This is a genomic window from Hespellia stercorisuis DSM 15480 (genome assembly GCF_900142165.1).
Taxonomy (GTDB): domain Bacteria; phylum Bacillota; class Clostridia; order Lachnospirales; family Lachnospiraceae; genus Hespellia; species Hespellia stercorisuis.
Genome location: NZ_FQZY01000013.1, coordinates 15,322 through 41,105 on the forward strand (window position 1 = coordinate 15,322; position 25,784 = coordinate 41,105).

Genomic DNA, 25,784 nt, shown 5'->3' on the forward strand with positions numbered 1-25,784 from the left:
GAGGGAGAGCCTTCTGCGGTATTTTACTGAACAATATATTTATTATAGGAAGGGAACACACATGAAGGTGAAGAATTTAAAAACCAGAATCGCAGCCTTTGGACTGGCTGTCCTGATGGGCGTCAGTACCTTAAGTAGTGCCAATGCGTTTGCTGCCGAACAGACGGATGTGGGTCAGGAGGTACAGGCATCCGAACAGGCAGTTACGAGTCAGAAAGAAAAGGCAGTTACGGCAGACGATATCACGAAAGAGATTTCGGATGAAACATTTGCAGTGGAAACCAGTATGGAAGGAATCCATTATGATGCAGAAAAAGAGGATGTTACGCTTATCAGCATCCAAGATGAAAATGGTGGGGAATACCATCCGGACAAAGCCGGAACTTACATTGCCTCTTACATGGTTGTACCAAAGGATCAGAGTGACAGCTATACCATCAACCGAAAGGTGATCCTGACGGATACGGAAGGTCAGGCACATGCACAGGACAATGGTGGGGAAAAGCAAAAATCAGATACAAAATCTGAAGATGATTCGGACTCGCCTGTGCAGAACTATACCGATGTAGAGATCGAGGCATCCGGGGAAGATGCATCTGCACAGGCAATCGAAGAACTCAAAGAGGATATTGAAGAAGGAAATGTCATGGTACTGTCTGCGGCTGAAAGAGCCACAAGCAGCGGTTCAACAGTCACACTGACAAAAGGAAGAACGATCTATTATCCAAGTTATCTTGGAAATTATCTTACTTGTCTGTTTACCGTAAACGGAAAGATCGCATACTGTCTCCAGTCCCAGAAAGCATCCCCACCGAGTGGAAGTTATGTGGCACAGGTATTGGACAGTAACAAGAATCTGCAGAAAGTCCTTTACTATGGCTATGGCGGGGCAGGAGATCTGACAGGAAGTTATCTGTCCGGGAAATCAGAGGATGAAAAGTATGTGTATACGCATATTGCAGCCAGCTACGCTTACGCAGGAGAAGCCGGATTTACAGGCTGTAATTACAATGACCTTGTAAATGCAGGGGTGATTGCATATATCAATTACCTGTTCGGGCAGGAAGAACCGCCAAAAGGGGAACTGAGCCTTTCCAGTACGAAACTGAATGCAGTAAGGGATGGAAATCTCCAGAAAACACCAAATATCACACTGTCCGGGGATCACAGAAATTATGTGACACTCAGTGTGCCGGAAAATGTCACCGCACATAACCTGACCAAAGGAACAAGTGTGACAAATGGAAAGATCCAGATTTATGGCGGCGATACTATTTATCTGTCGGCAGATCTGTTGCTGACAGGCAGTTATGCTTCCGGCAACTTATACGGTTCTGTCGGAAAGACATGGAGAACGCTGGTGCTGACGACCGGAGATTCCAAACAGGATATCGGTGTATTTGAAAGCGAAACAGCAGCTCCGGTAAGCTTCAGCGTACAGTGGCTGAATATGACACGTATTGAGTTGACGAAGAAAGATATCAATACACAGAACCCACTATCTGGAGCAGTTTACGGTATTTACACCGATAAGAAGTGCGAAAATCTGCTAATGACGATGACTGCAACCGGAACAGACGGAAAAGCAGTCAGCGATTATTTTGATGCCGCACTCAAAACTGTGTATGTAAAAGAAGTGACTGCACCGACCGGATATAAACGGAATCAGGAAGTCTATCAAGTGGACGTTGCAGCCGGAAAGACATTGACGGTAACAGCAACGGATGAGAGGGTCACTGGAAAAGTAAAGATCGCAAAGATTGATAAGGAAACATTTGCATTCCAGCCACAGGGAGACGGCACTCTTCGAGGTGCGGTGTATGGTCTGTATGCCAAAGAAGATATCGTGCATCCGGATGGAACAACAGGGGTGCTGTATAAACAGGACAGCCTGATCGCACAGGGAGTCATCGGTGATGATGGAACACTGGAGTTCTCAGAATTATATCTTGGAGAAATGTATGTAAAAGAGATCACTCCGCCGGAAGGATATACGCTGGATACTACAAGATATGAGGTATCCGTAACCTATGAGGGACAAGATGTTGCAGAAGTGACAAGAGACCTTACGGTAAAAGAGCAGGTGAAGAAACAGGCATTCCAGTTGATCAAGATCAGTGAAGATGGAGAGCAGACAGAAACAGACCTGTGTTTCCTGCACTACTTTGATACAATGCACCATTTTCTTCTGTCGGCGAGCTTTCGTTAACGAGCAGGGTATCGTTAACGAGCACGTAGGATGAAAGAGCTGTCGTATCAGAGCACTCCATGTCTGTCCGAAAATTTTAGTTTTTTTCCCATGTTGAGTAAATCACATTACGACGTTTAAAGGCTTCATAGCCACCTTCCATAATGTCAACAATTTGTTGATGAGTTTCTTTAGAGTCAATCGCCTTCAATCCATTCCTCTGGATTAAAGACAATAAGTGTGTGTAAACCATTACTACCTTCTTTGATGGAAAGCTCAACACCTGGCAAAATGAGGATGTCACGTTTTTTAGCTTCTTTCCGTAAAGCTTTATATTCCCCAATATCGAATTTGTTGTGGTTTGTTATTATTCCGATCCTGATATTGTGTGATTCCATCGCGTTTAGGTATTCAACGATGAAGGAATTGTCTTCGCCATCAAAAGAGAATTCTTTGTCACGATGAGTGTGCATATGGAAATCTACCAATACGGTTTCTGCTCCATTACCAAACATTATTACCCTCCTTGTTAAGCCATTCGTACATCTATAAGTATTTTCCCTACATAATCACTGTCATCCATAAACAGCACACGATTTTCGTTCCAATCCGCAATTGTCGAGACTTGCTCTCTGATTTCAATCATTCTCATGTGCGGCGAACGACTGCTCGATTATCTTCATTACATCGTCCAGCCCGTCTAAACCGTCCAAGTACAGCTCTACATCGCCGTTACCCCATTTGCCGATCCCTGTTACATCCTTGCACAGCCCCTTTGGGTCAGCGATTTCAGAGAATTTCATATTGACGGAAATGCGAAGTCTTGACTTCTGAATGATTATATCCGTGAAATTCGTGTCCATTTTATAAGCAACATATAGTTTTTTAAATTCTCGGCGAACAGCGGTACCGAGATTCATAATCCGTGTGTTCAACTTTTCAAACAGCATAAGCCAGAATGTAAAGTTAGGCCTGCAATACCGTTACCAGCAGGGTGAAATCCAAATAAACTGTTCACGGTTCCTTGGTTATATCAAGAATGAAAAAAAGAAACTTATCATTGTTCCAGAAGAAGCCGAAGTCGTAAAACGCATATACCGGGAATACCTCGAAGGTGCCAGTATGCTAAAAATAGCCCGTGGCCTTGAGGCTGATGGTATTCTGAACGGCGCTGGAAGAGAAAAATGGCACACCAGCAACATTAACCAGATATTGCGGAATGAAAAATATATCGGCGATGCCCTCTTGCAGAAGACCTATACTACTGACTTTCTCACCAAGAAACGAGTAAAGAACCACGGCATTGTTCCTCAGTATTATGTAGAGAACAGCCATGAAGCCATCATCCCGCGTGAATTCTTCATGCAGGTGCAGGAGGAGCTCATCCGCCGCCGCATCGTCCATACTAGCCCAAACGGAAAGACCAGAACCTTCAGCAGCAACCACGTGTTTGCTCAGATAATCATCTGCGGCAAATGCGGTGAGGTTTTTCGCAGGGTGCATTGGAACAACAGAGGTAAGAAGTCCATCGTCTGGCGCTGTGTCAGCCGCTTAGAAAACACAGGCCTATTCTGCGACGCTCGAACGGTACTGGAGAGCACCATTGAGCAAGTGCTTGTTACCGCTATCAATCAGACGCTCTGCGACAAGGACTCTTTCCTTATTACTCTGCGGGACAACGTCGCAACCGTCATAAATCGTGAAAGCGACAAGGCCTTGTCGGATATTGATAAGCGGCTGGAGGAACTGCAAAATGAGCTTTTGAAGCTTGCCACCTCCAACTCGGATTATGATAATGTTGGCGATGAGATTCACCGACTGCGTGAACAGAAGCAAAATATGCAGGTTGAGAACGCCAACCGTGATGAACTCCGCAAAAGGATAGCCGATATGAGCACATTCCTGCAGGAACAGCCCGCTGCCATCACTGAATATGACGAGTCCCTTGTCCGGCGGCTAATTGAAAAGGTCACTGTCCATGAGGACAAATTCACCGTGGAATTCAAGTCCGGCGTGGCTGTGGATATTGATGAATAAGTCTGGAAACAATTGAGGCACTCTACGAAATTAGGCGTAGGGTGCCTTGGCTATTTTAATGTGTTCGTAGACGAGTTGAAATTTACCATCCTCCAGTCTTTTCACGCTGGACACGCCTGTTTCTCAGGCAATTTGGTCCACAAGTAATACGCATATACAACCATGATTACCGATTGAATCATTATCAATGTTACCTCTGTTGTTCCCTTCGCCACTGAAATCCAATTAATAAAGTCGTATAAAACGTGCCATATAATTACTGGAATAATGCTCCTTGTCAGTATCACAATTTCTGAAGCAATAACACCAAATATCAATGCATTAATTATGGTAAGCGTAACGATGATAATTCCTGTCCCTGAAAAGCTCACAAGAGAAAGCCCATTGAAAGATGTGTTTCTTAATATATATCAAGTTCGTTGTAATCTTTTTCACGGATCAAAGGCTATGGATACCCCGCGTGATATTGCTCTTGTCTCTACCAGCGCAAATGTTCTTCAACGCTTTTTGGGTAGGTGGCTGGAGAAAAACGGAGGGCTAAGATAATGGCAAATAAAGAGTTCTTCCCACTTCGCCCCGAAACACAGCCAATGATCTACGCCTATGAGGACAGCAACCCCGAATACCGGGGCTTGCTGAAAGTCGGCTATACGGCAATCGGCGTCGAACAGCGCGTGGCACAGCAATACCCCACAAAGCGTCCGGATGGAAAGATTCCCTATCGCATTGTGTTCGCAGAATCAGCCATGTATGCAGATGGCGGCAATTTTAGTGATCACGATATTCACCGCGCCCTTGCAAGGCGTGGTTTTCCGAGTGAAGGCGGCGAGTGGTTCCGATGTACGGTCAAGGACTTACGGGCAGCCTACATTGCCGTTCGTGACCGTGTGGAAAACATCGAAAACCGCACGCGGGATTTCTCCATGCGGCCCGAGCAGAAGGAAGCGGTCAGCAAAACGATCGGGTATTTTAAATCAGCGGCGAAAGAAAAAGGGGTGCGCACAGCCAAGTTCTTATGGAACGCAAAGATGCGTTTTGGCAAAACCTTTGCCTCCTATCAGCTTGCAAAGCGCATGGGACTTTCAAAGATACTCATTCTGACATTCAAGCCCGCCGTTCAAAGCGCGTGGGAGGAGGATTTAAACACCCATGTGGATTTTGAGGGGTGGCAGTTCATCAGCCGCACATCGGATTTGACATGGGAGGCTGCCGACAAGTCCAGACCGATTGTCTGCTTTGGCTCATTTCAGGACTTTCTGGGCACCAACAATTCCGGAGGAATAAAAGCAAAAAACGAGTGGGTACATACGACGAACTGGGACTTGGTGATCTTTGACGAGTACCATTTCGGCGCATGGCGTGAAAATGCAAAAAAGCTCTTTGAAATGGGCGACGAGGACGATTACGAAGCCCTTGATCTTGAAAAATACGCGAAGGATGAAGAAGGCAACGCTATCAACGAATCATGGTTGCCCATCACCACGCCACGTTATTTGTACTTGTCGGGTACACCGTTTCGAGCGATCAACTCCGGCGAATTTATTGAAGACCAGATTTATAACTGGACATACTCCGATGAGCAGAGGGCAAAGGAAAACTGGACGGAGCCGCCAGATAATCCCTATGCTGCTTTGCCGCGCATGGTGATGATGACCTACAAGATCCCCGACAGCATACGGCAGATTGTCATGCAGGGCGAGTTTGACGAGTTTGACCTCAACGTGTTCTTTTCCGCAGAGGGCAAAAACGATCAGGCGAAGTTCAAGTATGAGGAATACGTTCAAAAATGGCTGGACTTGATTCGCGGCGCTTATCTCGGCACAACGACGGATGATTTGAAGCTCGGCGCGAAAAAGCCGGAAATGCCGTACTCAAACAGCCGCCTACTTTCTATTCTAACACACACGATATGGTTCTTGCCAAATGTGGCGTCGTGCTTTGCCATGCGGAATTTGATCCGGCAAAAGAACAATACGTTTTTCCACGATTATACGGTCAATGTCTGTGCCGGAAGCGGCGCGGGTATCGGGGTGGAAGCGCTTGCGCCGGTGCAGAAGTCTATGCGTCCCGACCCTCTTCAATCAAAAACCATCACGCTGACCTGCGGCAAGCTGACAACCGGTGTGACAGTAAAGCCGTGGACGGGCATTTTCATGCTCCGCAATCTTTCCAGCCCCGAAACGTATTTCCAAGCCGCATTTCGTGTTCAAAGCCCATGGGAAGTGGATGTTGATGCAGGCAAACGCGAGATCATGAAGCGCGAGTGCTATATCTTTGACTTTGCTCTTGACCGAGCGCTCAGGCAGATTGCCGATTACAGCTGCAGGCTCGATGTAAACGAGGGCAACCCGGAAAAGAAAGTCGCAGAGTTTATCAACTTCCTGCCGGTCATCGCTTATGACGGCAGTACCATGAAGCAGATCAACGCAAGCGATGTGCTGGATATTGCAATGGCGGGAACGTCGGCGACGCTCCTTGCCCGGCGCTGGGAAAGCGCTTTGCTCGTGAATGTCGATAATGACACTCTGGCTCGTCTCATGGCCAACGAGGACGCGATGCGAGCATTGATGAATATTGAGGGTTTCCGTAGTTTGAACACGGAGATCAATGATATTATTATTGCTTCAGAAAAAGTCAAAAAGGCAAAAGCCAAAGGCGAAAAACTGACGCCTAAGGAAAAAAAGGAGCTTTCCGCCGAAGAAAAGGAATACAAGTCCAAGCGCAAGATCATTCAGGAAAAGCTCATTAAATTTGCTACACGCATTCCCATATTTATGTATTTGACGGATTTCCGCGAATATAGCCTCAAAGATGTCATTACGCAGCTTGAACCGGGATTGTTCAAACGGGTAACAGGGCTGGACGTGAAGGACTTTGAGCTGCTTGTTTCTCTCGGCGTATTCAATGGCGGTTTGATGAATGACGCGGTGTATAAATTCAAGCGGTATGAGGATTCAAGCCTGTCCTACACCGGTATTGATAAACACGCAGGAGAGGCCGTCGGCGGCTATGATACCGTTCTGACAAGAGAAGAATATGATCGTCTCTTTGGTTCTCAGCAAATTTCCGTATCCGAAGTAACACAGGCGTTTGACGATCTGCCGGACACGGATAACGATCGTTTTGAAAGCGACAACGACGAGGATGCGGTCGATCTGCCACCGGTGCAAAAGGCGGCGGCACAAAGACCCTCCTCGTCAATCAAGCCGGAACCTGTGCTGTCGCAAACAAAACCGGCTATCGCAATGGCTCCTTCCTCGCAGATTGGTGATTACTCTTTTGTGAAGCCTGGCTTGACTGTGCATCATAAAACCTTCGGTGAAGGTAAGGTCGTGAAGATCGTTGAGGACAAACGCGACGGCAAGATTATCGTTGCATTTGGCAAAGCGGAGAAGATGTTCCTGTTCCCGGGAGCCCTTCAGGACGGCTTTCTAAGAGTTGATTAATACACGGGAGGTAGCAAAATGGCAGTGCGTGGAAAAAGCATAAATCTCTTTCTTATGGATGGAGAAGCCAGCGGCCGCATAAAGTGCACACTGGCAAATTGGACAGGAGTCGCCTATAGAATCCCACGCACTGCTTTGGATTTGTGTAAAGAGCGCAACGACCTCAAACAAAGCGGTGTCTATTTCCTTTTTGGTACATCAGACCAAACCGGAAATAACGTTGTATATATCGGTCAAGCGGGTGCTCGTAAAAATGGAGAAGGCTTGCTTTATCGCCTGCAGGAGCATAAACGCAATCCCGATAAGGATTATTGGACGGAAGCTGTTGTATTCACTACCTCCAACAACTCCTTTGGCCAAACGGAAATAAGCTATCTGGAAAATCGTTTCTGCGGACTTGCGCTTGCCGCCAACCGCTATGATATAAAAAACGGAATCAATCCAACCCAAGGTAACATCACTGAAGAAAAAGAGAGCGAACTTGAAGAGTTTGTAGATTACGCACGCATCGTCATGGGGACGCTGGGACATAAAGTTTTCGAGCCGCTTATTTCTGTATCAGCTATTTCAGGCTCCGCTCCAGCACATAGCGCTCCGTACCACAATCGCAGCGGCAGTGCCACTTTTTCTCACCCTTCGGCGTTGTGATAAAATCATCCAAAACCGTCCAGCGTCCGAAGCGGCTGCCTGCCATATCGGCGGCAGCCTCATTTTCCGGGCGGCCTTCCGCTTTAACTTCCTTCATTGTCGCCGCCGCCTTTCATTTCATCCAGGCTGGGCCAGGTATCATGGTCAGCACCGGACAGGCGGATCACAATGGAAGAGATAAAGACAAACGGGATCGCCAGTATCATCAAAAACGTATCCTTCATCTTTTCTGCAAATTTCATCGTCTTTTCCTCGTTTTAGCGCATGGAGCAGGGCATATTCTCAAAAGGACAATCCATTCTGCCATTTTCGCTCTGGTACTTTTCATTCTCTGCCATGATTTGCGCGATCATCTCCGGGGAGCCGGTCAGCTCTCCGGTTTCAAAATTCTCCATGACGATCATGGGCTTCACATAAGGTTTCTTCTGTTTCGTTTCCATCGTTCAATCCTCGCTATTTGAAAAAATAAGGCAAAAATGCCAATGACCGGAACCCAGTTCACCCTGAACCGGATTCCGGTCAAAGAACAACCTATTGTCATTGTGCATTTTCGCCTTTTTTGCGGCGGTACCAGAGCAATAGCACGATTAGTGCCGCTCCGCTGACAGCCGCCAGCGCCCCGTACAGGGCAATATGAGATTCATCACCGGTTTTCGGCGGTTGTGGGTCTGTGGACTCGATGGGAAATTCCTCCACCTTAAACTGCCAGTCCAGATACCCGATTTTCTCCTGATAATCGTTGCCCATGGTAATGGGCACATTCAGGGTCACATCCAGATCCACCTCACCGCCGGAGTAGAGGGTGCCCAGCAACACCCAATCACTCATTCCGTCCGTCTGATCTGCCGCAGCGTCAAACATATAGGCCATCTCATTATCGGCGGATTTTGCTACGGTCAGGTGCATCTGGGACAGGAAATCCTCGCTGCCTGCTTCGGCGCCCAGGGAGCGGATGTAAATCTTCACTTTCACCTTATTGGATGCGTCATTGCGGACGGTGATGGTCTGAGTCAGGCTGTCGCCGGGCATGACACCCTTGAAATTCGAGAAAAGGTCTGTGGGGGAATACTCGCTGCCGGGTGCGAAGATAAACTTTCTTGCGTCGCCTTCATAACTGACCGTTCCTGCCGCAAAGGCCGTCACAGTCCCGCTGAGCAGCAGCACAAGAGCCAGCGCCACAGAGGAAATTCGCCTAAAAAGTACTTTCATGCTCAATTTCCTCCTTTCAGTCCAGCCGGGTCAACACCCCACGCCTCCACCGCCGCATTGGACGGTTCGGACTGGATGCACTGGGCAAGGACGGTGATCGTCTGACCCTCGGCCAAAGTAACGGAGCTGCCCAGCAGACTGTTGGTTGAACCATATGCCGCAACTGGCGAGGTGTAATAATAGTAGCCGTCCGTGTGCTGTACCCAACCGGAGCTGAGAGTCAGGTTGTTCAGGTTTTCATAGAAATCCACCACCAGATTGCCCTCGGCGTTTTCTGTGCCGGAGACAAGTGCAACACGGATATAAACCGCCGTGTTTCCGGTGTTTGTTACCACAATGCTGGATTCGACATTATCGGCACAGGTTTCGTCAACCCGAATCGCTGTTGTAGCTGGCGAAAAGATATTGGTGATCGGGCCATCCGTTGCCACCAGATAGGCCAGGGACCCTCCCACGGAAACGCACAGAAGCAGCACCAGTGCCACAATGATCCCCAACGCACGCTTACGCGGCTGTTTTTGATTTCTATTTTGCTCCATTGCACCGGCCTCCTTCCTATTCATCTTCATCGCTCAAACCCGCTGGCGGTACATAACAAATGCTCTTGCTGAAATCCCCGTCGAACCACTTTGCTTTGGTCCGGGTATAGGTAAAGCTGACGGAACCATCCGCATTTTCCGTCTTCTCTGCCGTATATCTCCAGGACCAGCTATCCGCAGTCACGGTATAGACTCCGGCAGGCAGGAGAACGGTGACGGTAGCACTTCCGTTCTCAAAGTCCTTCGCCAGAATCGCAACCTTTACGGAAAATCCGTCATTACGGGAAATGGTAAAAATCATATCCTGCTCGGGATTGCTGCCGTCCGCAATCGCTGCGGAGATGGTAAGGCTGGTGGTTTCCTCCTCCAAAGTAGCCGCATCATCGATTATAGCCAGCAACTGGGCACATTTTGTTTCGTCATTCGCTGCCAGATAGTCCAGAATTTGCTGCTGTTCCTCTACGGAGTATTCCTCCCAGCGGGCGAAGATCTCTGCCGCTGTCATACCGGAGACATCCGGGGCAGGGGACGTATACTGGGAACAGGATTCCAGATGGCCTTCTGTCTGACCGCACTCAGTACAGGCTTCCTCAGTGGGAGCCACATATTGAGAACAGCTTTCCTCGTGGCCGTCCACCTTGCCGCACTCGGCACAGCCCACAGGATCGGGGGCCACATACTGGGAGCAGCTTTCCGCATGACCTTCAAGCTGGCCGCATTCCATACAGCCGGTGGGTTCCGGTGCTATGTACTGGGAGCAGCTTTCTGCATGGCCTTCCGTCTGGCCGCATTCGCTGCATCCGATAACCGCAGGGGGCGTGGTTTCCGGGCTGGTTGTGGCTTCTGTAGTGGCTTCCGGGGTAACTGTCGGTTCCGTGGCTGCCGGAGTAGTTTCGGCAGATTCGGTCTGAGACTCCGATTCCGCCGCATAAGCGGGGATAAACACGCTCATGGAAATCAACATGGATACACTGAGAAAGGCCGCTAACATTCGTTTTTTCATTTTCATCCACTCCTTTCTCAGTTCTCAGGCCAGCCGGGGACCTTGGTCACATCGCCGCCCGGCGCCGGGTTATTGGCTGTCTGCACAGCCTGAGCCGTGATGGTCAGATTTGCCGTGCAATTCTGATACTCGTTGCCCATTTGCAGAGCAAAACCCACTTCACGGAAAAAGACCGCCGTTTTGTCTCCGGAGGATACGGGCTTGGAATAGTAGTAATAACCGTCTGCACCCGGAATCCAGCCGTTCTCCACCGTAAAGGTCATGACCGGAACCGTCACCCCCTGCACATTCAGATTCAGGGGCAGTGCATTGCCGTCCGAGCCAACCAGAGCGGCATCCACCTTGACTCGGATCCACGCTTCGTCCTCGCCGGTGTTTTTTACGGACACGATCTTGCTGACCTTGGAGCCGGGCATGATATTTTCAAAGCCATCCTTGGGGAAATCCAGCTCCGTGCCGCTGGCGTCCTTTGTTTTCTCAATAATTTCAATGCCAATGCCGCCGGAGGTGATCACATTCCGGGCGGTGCCGCTGGCGGTGAAATACGCCCAGGTGCCGTAGGACAGCAGGGCCATGCAGCAGGCCACCACCGCCGCCGCAAAAATTTTCTTCTTCATACATTACCTTCTTTCTTACAATTTATCGTAAAGAGGTATCTTGCAACCTGTCAGTCATAAGACCATAGGAGAATATCCGAACAGGCAGTCCTTTCGGGTATTCTCCTATGGTCTGTCCCCCGCAGGGGACAGACCGGGAAATGTCGGGATATGGAATCAGTTCCAGTTTCTCCACCAGCCCAGAGGATGCTGTTCTTCCAGAGCGTTGATTGCATTGACCCATGCAGGTGTAGTTACGCTGTCCTCGGTGGTCTCGGTAAAGCCCTCAGCTTGAATGGCATCGGCGTAAACACCGATCTTCAGACCATTGAAGCCCTTGAGCTGATCTGCGTCAAACTCGGTGGGAACGGTCAGACCGTCAAAGAACTTTTCGTAGCTCTCGCCAGCTTCCAGCTTCAGGTAGAACACATAGCAGTGGCTATCCCATTCATCGCCGTTCATGCCGCCCATGGTTTTATAGTAATAAACATCCTGGCCCCATGCACCAAGGTAGGCATATTCGCCACCAGCGGAGCTGATCTTGCCGTTGCTGTTCTTCTCGGTTTCGGTCTGGAACACATTGTTCTTGGAAATGCTCCAGTAGGCATCGTAAACCACAGCAGCATGGTCGATAGCCAACAGCTTGCTGCCGTCAGCGTGGTCAGCATCAGCCATCCACAGACGGGTAGGCTCGCCCTCGGCCTTGTCATACTTTCTGCCCCAGCCAACGAAAATCTCGTTGTACTTTTCCTGAATCTGTGCGTCGGTGTAGCCCAGACCCTTGTAGTAGTTGTCGATAGCGGCGTACAGTTCGTCTTTGTTGTTAACGGTCACGACCACACGAACATAGGCAGCGTTGTTGCCAGTGTTGGTGATCTTGGGGGTCTTAACGATGGTGTTGCCGGGCATCAGGCCGGAGAAAGTGGTAGCGCCGTTGGTTGTGGACACCTTATCCGTGTATACGACCTTATCATCACCGGTCTTGCCGTTGTTCACTTCAACGGTTTCAGACAAAGAAATATCCACGTTGCCGACGGAGAATACGTTCACGGCCTGATCCTTGTCAGTCAGGTAAGCCAGAGCACCGCCGATGGCGGTTAACACCAGTGCGCATACGCACACGAGAGAGATAATTTTCTTCTTCATAGCATTTGGTCTCCTTTAGTTTGATTTTGATTTTGGTTTTTATGTAACATTCTGCGAATGTTTACATCAGGGGGTTGCGGTGCTGCCGGTAAATTCAGCGGGAAGCAACTCCCAGGCATCCAGATGGTCGATGGTTCCATCACCATTCTTGTCCGGAATGTTTTCCTTTTGAACAGCAGCGGCAGTCACGGAGACCGTGGGGGATTGGAAGCCGGGGCTGTCAATGATGGCCTTGGTCAAATCCGGGTTGACGGTGAACTGGTTGTTGGCGAAAACGGAGATGCTCTGGTCATTCGCAGGCGTTTCCACCACTATGTAGTAATACCCATCGTGATCGGGAACGGCGGTCAATCCGCTGTTCACGGTATATTGGACAACCTTTCCGCTCAGCCCCTCAGCAGTGTTGTTCTCCTCCTGAATGCGGATGAACAGATAGCTGGGTTCGCTTCCCTGGGCCACCGTGAAGGTCACATCCCGCTCGATCGTCTGCCCCGGCACATAGGTGATGTTTTCAGCGGAGACCGTCGAGGGGATATCGTTGGCGCCAAGCTGGATATTGCCAATGGTGAAGGTATTGCTGATCGGGCCTGCCCGATCCGTCAGCCACGCAAGGGAGCCGCCGGCGACACATCCCACAACCAGCACCAGCGTCAACACCAGCACCAGCGGTTTCCACCGCACGGAGGTACGCTTCCGGCGCAGATGTCTCCCGGAAGGCTTGCCCCGGGGAGCTTCGAATTGTTCTCTCATGTTGCATTCCTCCTTTCTTGCGTATTTTTGCTTTGGGTATCTTTTCTCAAGCGGAGGAACCGCAGGTTCACGCTTGCAGAAAACAAATCATTTGGATTCCGTCGTGACGGATTCCTTCTTTTTCTCGTTGCTCTCATCTTTGGCAAACAGATCCGGCAGGAACATCAAAAGCAGCAAAACCGCTCCGGCAGAAATTGCAATGTATGTACCGGGAGGATTCTGGATGAAGTTGGCCACATAGCCCAGCAGCGGGATGGTAAACACCGGCTTGCCGATGACATTTTTATAATGCACCAGGGTTCCATCGGTATCTGCGTTTGCGTCGCCCTTCGTCCGGAAACGCAGCACCGTGGAATCTTCTTCATCAGGAACCACCTCCACAATACGGTGGGTGGCGATGGCATCCTCACTGAGCATAAAGGTGATAGCATCCCCGGCTTCCAGCTCGGTATAGTCCACGGATTTCACACAAATCAGGGAACCGACATGATAGGCCGGTTCCATAGAACCAGACAGCACCGCATAGGGCTGCAAGCCCACAAGCCGGACACCGGCCAGAGCCACCGCCAGCAGGACGGCCAAGGCTACCAGAACCGTTGTGGCAGTGTTCCATATCTTTTTTATCGTGTTGTTCATATTCTTTTATCCGATTCCTTCTTTCTGTTTTGCCGAACAACAGGGCAGACCATAAAGGGCGGCGGTTGCCTGTACCGCCGCCCTCCCACTCCATATTAAGCACGGCTGTATTCGGCTTGCTGTGCTGTGTGGTATGCCCGATCATCCGCTGCCATGCCCCACAGAACATAATTCGCATTATGCCGCCTGACAGATAAGGGAAACCGAATTTCCCGGACATTATTCGCATTATGTCAGGAGTACATAGCATCAAAGAGAATATACCTTTTGATACGAATAAAATTATACATCAAGATAGCCCGAAAATCAAGTCAAACTGAGCGAAAAGTACACACTATTTTTTGACAGGTTCCCTTGCCAAATCGAGAACAGCAGCACAATAACACCCTTACGAATGATTTTTTGAAAATCAGCCTGAAAGGGTGTGCTTTCCTGCGCCCAAAGACGGAAAAGGCCCATTGGTGCCTATGCGGTTTTCTGCTTGCACGGAACATAATGCGAATTATGTCGGGTTTTCTTTTTGCTACACCACAAGCCCCAATCGCTCAATTTTTCTGCGGTGCTCGGTGCCTGTGGTCATGATGTAGATGCGGGTCGTATCGATGCTGCTGTGGCCCAGAATGTCTGCCAGCTTCGCAATATCCTTTTCGATACCGTAGAAGGTTCTGGCAAATAGCTTTCTCAGATTATGGGGAAAGACCTTGCTGGGGTTGACTCCGGCAGCCTTGCACAAGCCTTTCATTTGCGCCCATATCGTTTTCCTGTCCAGCGGCTTTCCGTTCCGAGTGAGAAAGATCACCCCGGAGCGGATTTTTTGTTTTCTGGCATAGTCCAGCAGCAGCTTTCTCAGCTTTCCGGGGATCAGGATCGTTCGGGTCTTGGCCTTGCAGTTCACAATGACCTCGCCACGGCTCACAGCCTCTACGGTAAAGTATTTCAGCTCTGATACCCGGATGCCGGTGCGGCAGATGGTCTGCATCACCAGCCGGAGCTGTTCGTTCTTCTCCGCTGCCTTCAGCAGCCGCTCATACTCTGCCTTGGTCAGCTCCTTCTCCTCCGCACAGTAGACCTGCCGCTGTAGCTTGAAGGACTTCACTTTGCAATCCGTCCAGCCCATATATATAAGGAAGCTATTCAAGCTGGCCAGCATGGAATTGATGGATCGCACCGCATATTCCTTTTTCTGTAATTCCTGTTTGTATTCCAGTACCACTTCCTTTGTGATCTCGCTCTCACCTGCATAGAAAGCAAAAGCACGGACATCCCGGATGTGTTCGTCAAGTAAAAATGTTAGCAAAAGGTCCCCAAAAAGGTTAGCACCTTGGAGCACCTAATTTGTTGTTCGTGCATGTAGCATCGAGGCCTTTTTCGGGGCCAAACAGGGTGAGACCCAACGCTCACATTTTGGAGACCCACGGGGCCAAACAGGTCGGGGCCCAATGCTCACTTTTTGGAGCACTTTTTCAGTGGGTACGCTGGCGTTGCATGGACTGGGTCAGTCGGTAGCTCTCGCCGGAGAAGATTACAATGTGGGAATGGTGGATCAGCCGGTCAACCAGCGCTGCCGTCAGGCGGTTGTCGCCAAAGACAGTGTTCCACTGCGAGAACTCCAGATTGGATGTAATAATGAGGCTCTTTCGCTCGTAGCAGTCGGAGATTACCTGAAACAGTAGCTCGGCGGCATCCTTGTGCAGCGGCACGAAACCAATTTCGTCAATCACAATGAGCTCCACTTTTTTCAGTGTGCTGAGATAGTTGTTCAGCGTACCTTTGTTGTTTTTCTCCAGCAGGATATTGGCAAGGGACGCCGCCGTATAAAAGCGGACACGCCGCCCTTCCTGGCAAGCTTTCAAGGCAATGGCTGTGGCAAGATGTGTTTTGCCGGTACCAACAGTGCCCATAAAAATGAGATTCTCCTTGGGCGTAAGAAATTGCAGTTCCTCCATGTACTCGGCAGTCAAGCCGCTGGGCAGCTCAATGGCGGGAGTCCACACAAAGTCATCCAGCGTTTTCAGAACACGGAAACCGGCGGTTTTCACCATGCGGTTAATCCTGTTGGCTTCACGCTCTTTCAGCTCCAGCTTCAGCAGGTCGGTCACATATTGCTCTGTACTTTCAAACTGGACGGAGCGCCATTCCTTGGCCATGCCGCCCAACTTCACCTGTCGCATCATCAGCTCAATTTCCTCAGACATTCGCGCCACCTCCCGTCAGGCCGTCATAGGCGGAAAGGTTGGGATTGTAGTTTAGCACCGGAGAACCGGGCAGCTTCAGCGGATCAGGTCGGTATTCCTTCTTTGCAATCATGTAATAGCACTGCCGGAGGCTGTCCGCATCCGTGCGGCCATTCTCGCCGGCGAGCTCCAGTGCATCGGCGCACAAGGCGGCATTGCCGTCAGATACAATTTCGCTGAGTAGCTGAAGCGCATTTTTGCGCTCTCTGCCGCTGGTCTGTTCCAAAAATGTCTGCCACTGCTGCGGCATCTGGTGGAAGAAGCGGGTGTGTTCAATTGCACCAGGCTTTTTGCAGAGCACGGACACATACTGCGTCCAGTCGTAGACCTCATCATTGGTTTTGTAGCTCCTGCGATAGTGCCCAACCGGGTGGTGGTCATGAAAAAACTCCACATGGTCAAAGAAAATCTTGGCCTGCACCGTTTCACCGGAAAGCGCGGGAGAAAGGCCATATTTGTTGGTTTCAATCGTTACAAATCCGCTTTTGTTCACTGTCAGCGAAGCATAGCGGAATACTGAGAATGGATACTCTGGCAGCCGCAGCAGGTTCGCCTCGTCGTCTTTCCAAAGCTCCTCAATCAGCAGCTTTTTCTTGTAGTGAGGACGCTTGGCGTCTTTTTCACACCATTCCCACAGGGATTCATTGAATGCGTCAAAGGATGTAATGGTCGGAACAGGGACAAAGGCATTTCTCCGGCTGTAACCCACCTTGTTTTCTACGTTTCCTTTTTCGTTACCAGATGCCGGATTGCAGAACTCCGCACGAAAACGGTAATGCAGCATGAATCGAGTGAAGCCATCCGTAAGAATCCGCTCCGTGCCCTTGAGAACCTGCACAACAGCGGTGGACATATTGTCAAAACGCAGGATGGGCGGCACACCGCCAATATGTTCAAAGATGCGCTTCATCCCTTCTAACAGGCATTCCTGGTTTTGCGAGGGGAAGGTCTGCGTGTATCCTTTATTGGAGTTGGGAAAGGAAATGGTTAGTGCGTAGCCGTCCTGCTCCTGCCCGGTGCCGTCGTAGTAAATATGCTTGCCAAAATCCATCTGCCCGCTGCCCAGAGCATGCGCCAGCGGAAGATAACCGCTGCTCTTGGAGTTCATAACAAACCGCTTTTTACGGACATATTTTTTCACGCTGGAATAGCTGCCGCCAAAACTGTGTTCATCCCGCAGTCGGCAGAAAATCCTCCAGGAGGTGTGCCGCTGCTTGCGCGGGATCTTGCGGTCATCCTCCAGCCATTCATCAATCACGGGAATGAAATCCCCCAGCACCGGATAACTTTTTGGCTCGGTATCCGGCAGATTGTCCTCACTCCAGTTCAACTGGTATGCGTACTTTTGGACAGTCTTATGCTACTTCCATACGGATAGCTTTCATATCTTCATACAGCGATTGCAGCACAGGATCGCTGCTACGGGCAAAATACATATCAGTATAATGCTTGGCATAACTATATATATCTTGGCACAAATCGTTGATGGGAATTTTGTTGGCGCTGTGGTAGCTTCTGAATTCCTTGTAAACCTCGTTTTTCTTCGGAATACGTGCCAATTTCATTGTTAAATAGTCACGGAAGAAATTATCGAGCAGTTCGCTCTGGTGTTCGTAATCAAAGAGGATTTCCGTGGGACGCCAGATGTTATTGTAGACTTGAATCTGCTTTACTGAATCCAGCCCCATAAGCAGGTAGTTGCGAATGAGGTCGGAATCCATCAAATCCATACCAGTAGAGTTTTGTTTTCGCTTCATTCTGCTCGTCGATATCGTCAAGGAAAATAACATCGTTCTTGATGTAGAAATCAAGCTCACGGCGCAGGAATTTACCCAAGTCCTTATGGATGAAGTAATCAAAGGTGTTGCGGGCGGTGTAGCGAATAAGCTGGCGTTCCAGCAGCGTCTTGTTGTCCGTAATTGTCATAATGGCAGAGAACGGCATATACTCCGGCTTTGTTTGAACGGCGGCATAGGCTTCGACGATGTCGGCGATGTGTTTTGCCTGTGCGGTTTTATCACTGTACTCCGACGCCTTGTACTCGACATAAAAATACAATACTCCGTCGATTACCTCAAAGGGCTTCTCGGTGTACATCTGGAAGAAACGCTTCTGGTTTGCCTTGTTGTTATCGCGTTCGGTTTGGGCATCGACGAGCTTGAATCGGATGGTTTCACCATACGCCGTTTTGAAGGTGTAATCGGTAAAATACTCGCTGGTTTTTATGTAGTACTGGTCGGCATTCGCCCAGTGCAGCTTGACTTCCTCGCCCTCATAGGGAATGGAATACGCACCATCCTTGTAGCGGCGCTGGGATATAAAATCACCATCGTCATAGTAGCGGGAGAAGAAGTTCGTCAGGTGGTTATACACATCGGCTTCAACAGCGGTGATGTCGACGCTTCCGGCGAGGGCTTTCTTCTGTTCCTCCAGCTCTGCGACGGCGGCAGCTTTTATTGCATCGGAAAGATGCGCAGCCTTTGTATCCGCGATTTGCTTATCAATGGCCGCAATATCGGCAGCAGAATCTAATCCGGCGAGCTCTTTCAAGCCGTCGGTAATTTGTGTGGGCAGGTCTTCTTCTATGAACCTGTTGACCTCATCGCGCTTCATTCGCATGATACGGTAGATGCCGAAATCAAGGTCAGACTGGTCAAACTGAAACATCTCGCGGAGGATGCTCATTAATTTTTTCTGGTTATCAGTCATTTTGTGGTACCTTCTTTCCCGCTGCCCGTGGCAGCGGCATCATCGGGAATTGTTTCCATGATGTCTGTTATATCGCACTGAAGAACATCGCATATCTTTAACAGAACAGCGGTTGTAACATTCTCGTCTTTTCCGAGCTTCGCAAGTGAGGACGAGCTGATACCCGCTGCTTGTCGTAGCTCAGTTTTCTTCATGTTTCTGTCAATTAACAACTTCCACAGCTTCTTATAACTCATCTTCATTGTCTGTCACCTCTTTATTCCATGATTCGCCGTACAGTTCGCAATTACCATCCGACAATTTCAAAACAGTATTACCCGTCAGAATGCGCTGCGTGTCTGGTTTATACGCAGCCTGTTTATCAAAGGCGATAAACACCTGTTTTGTACTTTGAACGTATATTTTCATAATGCCGTCGACAGCACCATCGCCGATGTTTTTCAAAATTAACGAATCGTGCGCTATGGCCGGTAGTGCAGTCAGGTTGAGTATTGCCAAGTCATAGATGACCATGCCTTTGTAATTCGAGCCTGTGCCGGTATCATCCGGCGTTTCAAACCTGTAACTGTTGTACTCGTTGAATGTGAGGCGCGGCGCTTTCCGCACGTCCGTAAAGAGCGAATCGTTATATTCCTTCATTCTATCATTGATAGCACGTTCAATCTCATCAAGGATGCTTTCTATCGCGTGTTTCAACATTTCGTCAGCTTTTTTCTTTGCATCCTGCAGCTCGGTCAATGTAAGGTACGCTTCATTCTGTGCTTTCAGCGCATCAATATGACCTTTAATTTCCGAATGCATATCCAAAAATTCTTTGGACAGGTTGCCGACAAAACCGAGCTGGTTGATTTCTGTCTGCACTGACTGGATTTGTTCCAGCAAAGCAGCAATCTCCAACTCGACCGATTGGCGCTCGCTTTTGAACTGTTCATCGAGTATGGTCGCCAGCTTCTGATGGTATTTTTCTACTTCATACAGCTTCCGAATGTTCACATCAGGGAAAAACTCCTGTAAAGCAGATAAATCTGCTTCTGTCGGATATAGACCATACGCGAGGCTAATATCCAGGAGGCTTACTCGGCGGCGTTTTGCCTGCAAATCGGTTTCGAGACGCAGCTTACTGCCCTGAAGCTGTGATTTTAAACGACTCTTTTCAATGTCTGCTTCGTTATGGCCTTCCACCTGTTCATCAGTCAGATTATCAAGCTGAACCTGCAGGCTGTGTATTTGCGCCAGATTTTCGTCATATTTTGTTTTGCCTCCAACGAGGTCAGGGACAAAGCGATACTTTCGGGCTTCTCGGAAAATCGACAGCCGCTTTTTCTGCTCCTCAAGATTGCCGTTGAAGGCTTCAATGTCCTTATATCTGTCAAACAGGCGGACAAGAATTTCGATGGATTTTTGCATTCCTTCTCCGGGCAAGCCCTTGAGAGGTTTGCGCTCATCGGTATTTTCTTTTCCGTATATCCTGAAGAAGCTGCTCATTGTCTCGCGGAAGGATAGCCCTGCGAAATCAATATGGTATTTTTCTTTCAACCAGTCGGCAAACTGCTGCTTCGTCCATACAACTCCTGTCAGCACATATCCCTCTGAGCATACATGAATATCGGTGGGCGATTCGGTACTGCGGGCAAAGTAGTACGGCGTTCCATCAAATTCAAATGTAAAGAAGATAGTGTGATTGCCAATGTGCTTCACACCATCACTGACAAGGTACGAGTTGCCACCAAAAGCAAAATCAATGGCAAGCATGGCAGAGGATTTTCCGATTGAGTTTTCGCCATCCTCTTTTCCGAGAACGACGTTCAATCCCTCTTTGAAGCGGATTGGAGGTCGTTCTTTTCCTTTTTCCTTAAAGACCGGCGAGGTGATTTCTATAAGCATGAATATACCTCTCCTTTCTCATTGATGTCTATTGCGTTAAGCGCATATAGGCAGTCCATAACCGACAAAAAATCCGTTGCGTCGGAAAGCGAAGGCTTTATCCGAAGATAAAGGTCTTTCACTGCGATTGGATTATCTTGTACCTCTTTGAGCACCGTTGGAATCATCGCCAAGGTGCTGTTTTTATATGAATACAGCTTATTCGGTAATTGCATCGAACACCTCACAGCTCTGCACGAAGTACGAAACCACAATCTGGCAGAAAATTGCGTCCTGTAGCGTAACACGATGTATTTTATCTGCGATTTCATTGAAGATTTCGAGATGCGGTTTGTTTGCCTTTTTTAGTTTCTTATACAATGCGTGAATCTGGTCTTGGATTTCATCGTAGTCAATTTCGCCGCTTTTATCCAGATTTATCATTATTTCTTTTATGCGTATGAAGTATGTGGTGACGTAGTTGGTTACCGCATTGTAAAGCACCATGTCCTGAGACGGGCTAAGTTTCTGCTTGACTTCCTTTGGTTCAAAGGAAGCATCAGACAATTCCTTTTCCCCGAGTTTCCGTATTCTTTTGATTACGCCGACAATGCCCTTTTCCAAAGGCAGGTCATCAAGAAGACGGATGCTTTGTTTATGCGTAGACAACACCGTTTTTATTTCCTTTAGTTCAGCCATCAACTTCTTGCTGTCATCAAGGAGATATGTGGCATAGCACTGCGGGCACATTGCCATGAGGTTTTCGGGCGTAGTCGCTTTAGATTTATCTATCAAGCTAACTTCAAATGTATGAATGGCTTTTCCGTTTTTTGAAATAGTTAGCTGCCTCCCGCACCCCGGGAATGGACAGCACCCATCTGTTTCTGCAAGTAAATAATCGCCGTACTTTTTCTTCAAATCGGATGCAAGAATCTGTTGCTGCTGTTTCTGGAGTTCATCCTGCGGAATCAGCCCAGCAGACTCCTGAATAATTTGTTCCAGCCATTCGGTGACTTTTTCTGCAACATTATCTGCATTTATGGTCGGTTCATAACCGACTAAATCCTCTGCAAATAAAGCCCTTGAAGCGGGGCTTCGCTTGCTTATGCTCCGTGTAAGTATTTTAGGTGTTAGATGATACACGATATTTCCCGCTAAATTCTTGGATAAACCTCGTTTTACATAGCTGCGAATGGTGTTATCGCTGAGTTTTGCGGAAGGGTCTTTACCCTTTGCCCAGTCAGCCTCAGATACAGTCGTAATCTTTGCCATTAATTCGCGGAAAAAATACGGCACATCATCACCGTCGGCTAAATGCTTTTTCATAATTGGGAAAAGTGTTTTGAATTCCACGTCGGCTCGACACTCCTTTACTGAGATTTGCACCACGGTGCACTATGGTGCACCAAACCATCCCCAGATTTCGAAGCCCCATTTTATATAATGAGAGCAGGTTAGGAACGGAAGGCGCTCCTGAGGAAACCCCAAATATAGTATATCACACTATTGTCCAAAAGTCAAATATTATGTTTGAAAAAAGGATTAAATATTTCCTTGCGCATTCATTCCATAGCCCACCATCAAATGGTGCGTTCCCTGATCTGGAACGGCTCAACGCTATGCGACGGTAGAACTTAATACACTCAGCTGACTATTGAGCAGGAAGCTGCATTCCGAAACGGAGCAATCTGTGAAGGACTGCGGTATGGTATCTTGTTGCCATTTTCGGTCAGCTGCCACAGACCTCCGTTTCGAGACAACGAGACGGAGGTCATTTTATGAAGATTCAATGGAACTTTGCAGACGTAACAACCTCGGAGGTCGAGGTCGACGAAGAGCTTGGTACATTTATCACGGCATCGCGGCGCGAGGAGGACAACCTTAGTCGCAAAGAACGGTATCACTGTTATTCGTTGGATGCCATTCTCTTTGAGGGGAAGGAATACGGGGACAACCACACTCCCGAAACAGAAGTGGAGACAGCGGAAAGAAACAAGCGCCTTTATGCTGCAATGAAAACGCTGACGGCGGTACAGCAAAGGCGTTTGCTTATGCTGGCGGACGGGCTTTCCTTGCGGGAAATCGCACGAGTCGAGGGCGTAGATCATCGTGCTGTCCGCGAGTCTATCGACAGCGCGAAGAAAAAAATCAAAAAAGTGTTCTGAGTACCTCCCCAAAACACCCTGCATTTCTCCGTATGCCGAGGGACACACAAAACCGTCCCTCGGAAAGGACGGATGAAAGATGAAGCACGATTTAAAGATCAGCGTTTCAAAGAAGCCCACCGAAGACGGCGTCGTCAGATGCAAGCGTGTAGCGCTTCGGGAACGATTGCTCCGTTACCTGTTCGGCGAAAAGCGTCGGGTAATGGTCATCGTTCCCGGCGACACCGTGGAGAGCGTTTCCATCACGGAACTGCCCGGAGGTGACGAGCTCCGATGAAAAAAGACACTGCTTCGCTGCTTCCAATGCCAATCAAGGTAAAGCCCTATGCGCATCAGGTCGCCGCTTTCAATTTCGTATGCGAGCTGTTTGGTCTGGTTTCGACGGGAGGTGATTCCGATGACGAAGGTCACGGTGAAATGCGCCCTGTGCGGGAAAGCATTCCAACGGTCGGAAAACCAAATCCGTGAAAACAACTTCTGCTGCCGGGAGCATTTTTACAAATGGAACTCGCAGCGCATGACCGAGTACAACCGCACGGATAACCCCATGAACAAGCCCGGCGGCGTAATGGAGTCGCGTGTTAAGCGGAGTCGCAAGTTCCGTGGTACCGGCGAGGGCAAGGCATATCCCAAGCTACTCGGCAAACACGCGCACCGCAGAATTGCCGAAGCCATACTCGGCAGACCGCTCAAAAAGGGCGAGGTCGTCCACCACATCGACGGCAACAAACTCAACAACGACCCCGCGAACCTTGAGGTGCTCCCGTCTCAGTCGGAGCATTGCAAAGTACACGGTTTCGGGAAGAAGAAAGGCAGGTGATGTAAATGAATATTTCCAGAAGTCAGGGCGTCGCTCTCCTAATGGAAATGGGTTAGCACCGGGAAAACGCTGGTGTCCATCGCCGCAGCAGGTGCGCTGTATAACGCCGGACGCATCAAACGAGCACTGGTCGTAGCACCGTTGTCGGTCGTCGGCGTATGGGACGAGGAGTTCGGTAAGTTTGCCGCCTTTGGTTATACCCTCGCCGTGCTCAAGGGCAGCGGCGAGAAGAAGGCAGATACGCTCCGGCACATGACCGGCGACGCGCTGCAGGTGGCTGTCGTCAACTACGAATCGGCGTGGCGCTTGGAGAGGGAGCTCGCGGCATGGCATCCCGACCTGATCATCGCCGACGAGGGGCACAAAATCAAGACGCACAACATCTCGGCATCCAAGGCGATGCACCGGCTGGGCGCAGCGGTAAAATACCGGCTGCTGCTGACGGGAACGCCGGTCACGAACAAGGCAATCGACGTGTTCAGCCAGTATAAGTTTCTTGACCCACGCATTTTCGGACAGAGCTTTTACAGCTTCCGCAACACCTATTTTTACATGACCGGCTACGGTAATCACACGCCGGTGCTCAAAAAGTCGATGGAGCCGGAACTGACGCGGCGGATGCACTCCATCGCGTTCAGAGCTACGAAGGCAGAGTGTTTGGACTTGCCATCTACAACGGATATCATCCGCAAGGTCGAGCTGGAGCCGAGGGCGGCGAAGCTCTACCAAAGTCTCGTGCAGGAGAGCTACGCCGAGCTATCCGAGGGCGAGGTCACCATTACCAATGTGCTCACCAAGCTGCTGCGGCTATCGCAGCTCACGGGCGGCTTCATCGGCAGCGACGAGAGCAGCGCCGCCGAACAGGTATCAACGGCAAAACTCGATGTGCTGGAGGACATCCTCGACGCGGCAATCGAGGAGAATCGCAAGCTCGTCGTTATCGCCCGCTTCGTGCCGGAGCTTGGCGCGATCTGCGCCATGCTCGAAAAGAAGCGTGTCAACTACTCCATCGTCAAAGGCGGCGTAAAAGACCGCGACGAGCAGGTCGCCCGCTTCCAGAACGACCCCGATGTCCCCGTTTTTGTCGGGCAGATCGCAACCGCCGGTCTGGGGCTGACGCTCACGGCGGCAAGCACGATGGTCTTTTACTCGCTGGATTACAGCATGAGCAACTTCGAGCAGTGCAAAGCCCGTATTCACCGCGCCGGTCAGCGGATGCCATGTACCTATATTTATCTTACCGCGCAGGGCACGGTCGATGAGAAGGTGCTCAAAGCCCTGAAGAACAAGGCGAACCTTGCCAAGACGCTGGTCGACGATTATCGCTACGGCAACAACCCATTTATGTAAAAGGAGCATATCACAATGGACAATTCCGAAAAAATGTTTGAACTCGCAGACCGGCTTAAGGCTCTGCGGGACGAGAAAAAGGATACCGAGCAGCGCGTTAAGGAACTCAACGCCGCACTCGACGAAACCGACGCTGCTCTGGCGCAGCTCATGACCGATACCGAAACGCAGAACTTCACCCGCTCCGGCACGATGTTCTGCCTCACCAATACAACCCGCGCATCGGCGACCGCCGACCGCAAGGACGAGCTCTTTAAGGCGCTTCGCGCAGAGGGCTACGGAGGACTGGTTTACGAGACCGTCAATGCCAACTCCCTCTCAGCTTTCGTGCGGGAGCAGATATCCGAGAACGGCGATGTGTTACCCGACTGGCTTGAAGGGCTGGTCAGCGTATTCGAAAAAGCGACTGTGGGCGTCCGTAAGGCGACCCGTAAATAACGAAAGG

29 protein-coding genes and 1 pseudogene are annotated in these 25,784 nt (G+C 49.6%); 9 read left to right on the forward strand and 21 right to left on the reverse strand.

The features are described 5' to 3' along the window. Positions 1-61: 61 nt before the first annotated feature. Positions 62-2,209: a thioester domain-containing protein gene (locus BUB85_RS04985; RefSeq protein ID WP_330392229.1), complete on the forward strand. Its 2,148-nt coding sequence runs from the start codon at positions 62-64 to the stop codon at positions 2,207-2,209. 176 nt (positions 2,210-2,385) lie between these two features. Here BUB85_RS04985 and BUB85_RS04990 read toward each other — a convergent pair whose 3' ends face one another. Both BUB85_RS04990 and BUB85_RS04995 read right to left on the reverse strand, forming a co-directional pair. After that, on the reverse strand, positions 2,386-2,703 hold the full coding sequence (locus BUB85_RS04990; protein WP_073106282.1) for a PHP domain-containing protein: 318 nt from the start codon (positions 2,701-2,703) through the stop codon (positions 2,386-2,388). Positions 2,704-2,826: 123 nt separating this feature from the next. After that, positions 2,827-3,138 (reverse strand): DUF5655 domain-containing protein, encoded by a 312-nt coding sequence (locus BUB85_RS04995; RefSeq protein WP_330392230.1) that lies wholly within the window; start codon positions 3,136-3,138, stop codon positions 2,827-2,829. Here BUB85_RS04995 and BUB85_RS05000 point away from each other — a divergent pair. The 3 genes from BUB85_RS05000 (at position 3,116) to BUB85_RS05010 (ending at position 8,319) form a co-directional block, all read left to right on the forward strand. Continuing rightward, entirely contained in the window at positions 3,116-4,225 is a 1,110-nt protein-coding gene (locus BUB85_RS05000) for a recombinase family protein (RefSeq protein ID WP_330392231.1), read from the forward strand. The two genes, BUB85_RS04995 and BUB85_RS05000, sit on opposite strands and share 23 nt — an antisense overlap. Before the next feature lie 545 nt (positions 4,226-4,770). Next, entirely contained in the window at positions 4,771-7,671 is a 2,901-nt protein-coding gene (locus BUB85_RS05005; RefSeq protein WP_073106288.1) for a GIY-YIG nuclease family protein, read from the forward strand. Positions 7,672-7,689: 18 nt separating this feature from the next. Further along, positions 7,690-8,319: a GIY-YIG nuclease family protein gene (locus tag BUB85_RS05010; protein ID WP_242945356.1), complete on the forward strand. Its 630-nt coding sequence runs from the start codon at positions 7,690-7,692 to the stop codon at positions 8,317-8,319. A gap of 83 nt (positions 8,320-8,402) precedes the next feature. On the opposite strand, the gene BUB85_RS21405 is transcribed toward BUB85_RS05010, so the two are convergent. From BUB85_RS21405 to BUB85_RS05095, 19 genes and pseudogenes are all read right to left on the reverse strand, one after another. Continuing rightward, entirely contained in the window at positions 8,403-8,561 is a 159-nt protein-coding gene (locus BUB85_RS21405) for a hypothetical protein (RefSeq protein WP_159434617.1), read from the reverse strand. A 15-nt stretch (positions 8,562-8,576) separates the two neighbouring features. Then, positions 8,577-8,759 carry a hypothetical protein gene (locus BUB85_RS05015; RefSeq protein ID WP_073106292.1) on the reverse strand — a complete coding sequence of 61 codons (183 nt, stop codon included), beginning with the start codon at positions 8,757-8,759 and terminating at the stop codon, positions 8,577-8,579. A gap of 97 nt (positions 8,760-8,856) precedes the next feature. Next, positions 8,857-9,528: a sortase B protein-sorting domain-containing protein gene (locus BUB85_RS05020; RefSeq protein WP_073106295.1), complete on the reverse strand. Its 672-nt coding sequence runs from the start codon at positions 9,526-9,528 to the stop codon at positions 8,857-8,859. Positions 9,529-9,530: 2 nt separating this feature from the next. Then, a complete protein-coding gene (locus tag BUB85_RS05025; protein WP_207648932.1) occupies positions 9,531-10,097 on the reverse strand; it encodes a hypothetical protein in 567 nt (188 codons plus the stop codon). Further along, complete coding sequence (locus BUB85_RS05030; protein ID WP_073106302.1) at positions 10,084-11,070, reverse strand: hypothetical protein; 987 nt, start codon at positions 11,068-11,070, stop codon at positions 10,084-10,086. Before BUB85_RS05030 ends, BUB85_RS05025 begins: the two co-directional genes overlap by 14 nt. A 17-nt stretch (positions 11,071-11,087) precedes the next feature. Further along, the gene (locus BUB85_RS05035; protein WP_073106306.1) at positions 11,088-11,687 is read right to left on the reverse strand and encodes a SipW-dependent-type signal peptide-containing protein; all 600 of its coding nucleotides are present in this window, start codon (positions 11,685-11,687) and stop codon (positions 11,088-11,090) included. A gap of 156 nt (positions 11,688-11,843) precedes the next feature. After that, on the reverse strand, positions 11,844-12,812 hold the full coding sequence (locus BUB85_RS05040; RefSeq protein ID WP_073106311.1) for a TasA family protein: 969 nt from the start codon (positions 12,810-12,812) through the stop codon (positions 11,844-11,846). 66 nt (positions 12,813-12,878) lie between these two features. Beyond that, the gene (locus tag BUB85_RS05045) at positions 12,879-13,562 is read right to left on the reverse strand and encodes a TasA family protein (RefSeq protein ID WP_073106314.1); all 684 of its coding nucleotides are present in this window, start codon (positions 13,560-13,562) and stop codon (positions 12,879-12,881) included. 87 nt (positions 13,563-13,649) lie between these two features. Further along, on the reverse strand, positions 13,650-14,198 hold the full coding sequence (locus BUB85_RS05050; protein WP_073106317.1) for a signal peptidase I: 549 nt from the start codon (positions 14,196-14,198) through the stop codon (positions 13,650-13,652). 523 nt (positions 14,199-14,721) lie between these two features. Continuing rightward, on the reverse strand, positions 14,722-15,495 hold the full coding sequence (locus tag BUB85_RS05055) for a tyrosine-type recombinase/integrase (protein ID WP_073106321.1): 774 nt from the start codon (positions 15,493-15,495) through the stop codon (positions 14,722-14,724). Between the two features lie 166 nt (positions 15,496-15,661). Further along, positions 15,662-16,393 (reverse strand): IS21-like element helper ATPase IstB, encoded by a 732-nt coding sequence (gene istB, locus BUB85_RS05060; protein WP_073106324.1) that lies wholly within the window; start codon positions 16,391-16,393, stop codon positions 15,662-15,664. Continuing rightward, positions 16,386-16,979 carry a Mu transposase domain-containing protein gene (locus tag BUB85_RS22585; RefSeq protein ID WP_408607068.1) on the reverse strand — a complete coding sequence of 198 codons (594 nt, stop codon included), beginning with the start codon at positions 16,977-16,979 and terminating at the stop codon, positions 16,386-16,388. Before BUB85_RS22585 ends, istB begins: the two co-directional genes overlap by 8 nt. Beyond that, positions 16,974-17,777: pseudogene (gene istA / locus BUB85_RS22590) on the reverse strand (IS21 family transposase); the annotation flags it as partial. The gene BUB85_RS22585 and the pseudogene istA, both read right to left, overlap by 6 nt. Before the next feature lie 10 nt (positions 17,778-17,787). Next, the gene (locus BUB85_RS05070; protein WP_200803543.1) at positions 17,788-18,120 is read right to left on the reverse strand and encodes a hypothetical protein; all 333 of its coding nucleotides are present in this window, start codon (positions 18,118-18,120) and stop codon (positions 17,788-17,790) included. Then, a complete protein-coding gene (locus tag BUB85_RS05075) occupies positions 18,080-19,141 on the reverse strand; it encodes a hypothetical protein (protein WP_073106333.1) in 1,062 nt (353 codons plus the stop codon). The genes BUB85_RS05070 and BUB85_RS05075 overlap by 41 nt, the downstream gene beginning before the upstream one ends. Further along, complete coding sequence (locus BUB85_RS05080) at positions 19,138-19,383, reverse strand: helix-turn-helix domain-containing protein (RefSeq protein WP_073106337.1); 246 nt, start codon at positions 19,381-19,383, stop codon at positions 19,138-19,140. The genes BUB85_RS05075 and BUB85_RS05080 overlap by 4 nt, the downstream gene beginning before the upstream one ends. After that, a complete protein-coding gene (locus BUB85_RS05085; protein WP_073106340.1) occupies positions 19,367-21,025 on the reverse strand; it encodes a DUF2326 domain-containing protein in 1,659 nt (552 codons plus the stop codon). Before BUB85_RS05085 ends, BUB85_RS05080 begins: the two co-directional genes overlap by 17 nt. Next, the gene (locus BUB85_RS22285; RefSeq protein WP_330392232.1) at positions 21,016-21,336 is read right to left on the reverse strand and encodes an ABC-three component system middle component 7; all 321 of its coding nucleotides are present in this window, start codon (positions 21,334-21,336) and stop codon (positions 21,016-21,018) included. The genes BUB85_RS05085 and BUB85_RS22285 overlap by 10 nt, the downstream gene beginning before the upstream one ends. After that, positions 21,224-22,357 (reverse strand): ABC-three component system protein, encoded by a 1,134-nt coding sequence (locus BUB85_RS05095; protein WP_073106346.1) that lies wholly within the window; start codon positions 22,355-22,357, stop codon positions 21,224-21,226. The genes BUB85_RS22285 and BUB85_RS05095 overlap by 113 nt, the downstream gene beginning before the upstream one ends. A 425-nt stretch (positions 22,358-22,782) precedes the next feature. Here BUB85_RS05095 and BUB85_RS05100 point away from each other — a divergent pair, with 425 nt between their 5' ends. The 5 genes from BUB85_RS05100 (at position 22,783) to BUB85_RS21120 (ending at position 25,777) form a co-directional block, all read left to right on the forward strand. Then, positions 22,783-23,169, forward strand: coding sequence for an RNA polymerase sigma factor (locus BUB85_RS05100; RefSeq protein ID WP_073106349.1), 387 nt, complete (start codon positions 22,783-22,785; stop codon positions 23,167-23,169). A 79-nt stretch (positions 23,170-23,248) separates the two neighbouring features. Next, positions 23,249-23,446 carry a hypothetical protein gene (locus BUB85_RS05105; RefSeq protein WP_073106353.1) on the forward strand — a complete coding sequence of 66 codons (198 nt, stop codon included), beginning with the start codon at positions 23,249-23,251 and terminating at the stop codon, positions 23,444-23,446. Positions 23,447-23,566: 120 nt separating this feature from the next. Further along, the gene (locus BUB85_RS21695) at positions 23,567-23,989 is read left to right on the forward strand and encodes an HNH endonuclease signature motif containing protein (protein ID WP_073106355.1); all 423 of its coding nucleotides are present in this window, start codon (positions 23,567-23,569) and stop codon (positions 23,987-23,989) included. 69 nt (positions 23,990-24,058) lie between these two features. Beyond that, complete coding sequence (locus tag BUB85_RS05115; protein WP_330392238.1) at positions 24,059-25,339, forward strand: DEAD/DEAH box helicase; 1,281 nt, start codon at positions 24,059-24,061, stop codon at positions 25,337-25,339. A 15-nt stretch (positions 25,340-25,354) separates the two neighbouring features. Next, positions 25,355-25,777 (forward strand): gp33 family protein, encoded by a 423-nt coding sequence (locus tag BUB85_RS21120; RefSeq protein ID WP_073106360.1) that lies wholly within the window; start codon positions 25,355-25,357, stop codon positions 25,775-25,777. Positions 25,778-25,784: the final 7 nt, after the last annotated feature.